A 1,197-nucleotide genomic window follows, 5' to 3' on the forward strand; every position below is an offset into this window, starting at 1 on the left:
CTCGATCTGCCCGCCGCTGGCGGCCATCGCCAATGCGGTTTCGGCCGCTGCCGGTGTGCGCATGCGCAACTTGCCGATGTCGCCGCCGCGCATCCTGTCGGCGCTCAAGGCGGAAGGTTGAGGTTCATCTCTGGTCCGGCCTGCGGGCACTGACCGGTGGGCTGGAGGTGGTCGAGGTCGAGGCCACCGACACCGGCGAGATGCTGCGCGCGCTGACCCGCGCGCATCCGCAATTGCAGGCGCCGATAGACGCAGGCGTATCCGTCACGATCAACGGTCGCGTGATCGCGTCGGGCCTGACCGAACCGATCCCCGACGGGGCCGAGGTCTATCTGATGCAGCGCCTGCGCGGCGGGTAGGCTCCCGCCGCCCCCCTCGGCGCCCCTTGCGGGACGCCTGCGGGCGTTCGGCCGGGCGCCGCTGCGCGGCGGGTCTTTAGCGAGGCGCTGCCTCACGCTCCGGGGTATTTGCGGCGGAATGAAGGAGCAGGCATCTGCTCTTTCCTCTTGCCGAAAATTTCCCGGGGAGTCACCGAGGGTGACGGGGGCAGCGCCCCCCAAGCGACGGGTCAACCGCGCGGGTCGTCGATGTCCTGGGCGAACCGGCGCGGCATCAGGCCGGATTGAAACCATTTGACCATCGAGTAGATGGAATAGACCGGCAGGCCCGTGCGCCTGCGCAGATCGGCGGGATAGGGCACCATATTGGTGCATTCGAGAACGATGGCGCCGGCGTCGGGTTGTTGCGCCACGATCTCGTCGGCCGCATCCAGCATGTCCTGACGGCAGGCGGCGAAGTCGATCTGAGGTGCGTCGCCGAGGATATCGCGGGTAAAGGCACGCCCGCCATCCGTGCCGAAGATCGGCGTATCCGCAGGCACGCCGGCGGCGGCCAGATGGGCGGGGCTCAGGGTTGCCTTGGAGATGGTAAGGATCACCGCTTTTCTGCCTGGCGGCAGAAGGGCCTGTACCATCGGCACCTGCATCAGCGAAGAGGTCGCCACCGGCACGCCGAGGGCCGCGCGCAATTCGTCCTGAACCAGCGCGAGAAAGCCGCAATTGGTGGTGATTCCGTCCGCGCCGGTGGCCACCAGATCGCGCCCCGCCTCGACAAAGGCGTCGAGCAGCGCGCGGGGATCTCCGCGCACCACCTTGTCGGGTGAGGCGCCGCGCACCACCCGGTAATGCACCGGAAAGG

At 68.3% G+C, this 1,197-nt stretch carries 2 protein-coding genes; one reads left to right on the forward strand and one right to left on the reverse strand.

The window, feature by feature from the left end; genetic code table 11:
- Positions 1–149: 149 nt before the first annotated feature.
- Entirely contained in the window at positions 150–359 is a 210-nt protein-coding gene (locus tag AC2FNN_RS21665) for a MoaD/ThiS family protein (RefSeq protein WP_496760596.1), read from the forward strand.
- Between the two features lie 209 nt (positions 360–568).
- Here the strand turns inward: AC2FNN_RS21665 and AC2FNN_RS21670 are convergent.
- Positions 569–1,197: aspartate/glutamate racemase family protein (locus AC2FNN_RS21670; RefSeq protein WP_496760594.1), on the reverse strand; the 629-nt coding region annotated here is incomplete at its 5' end.

This window comes from Ruegeria sp. BHSA118, from assembly GCF_059613405.1.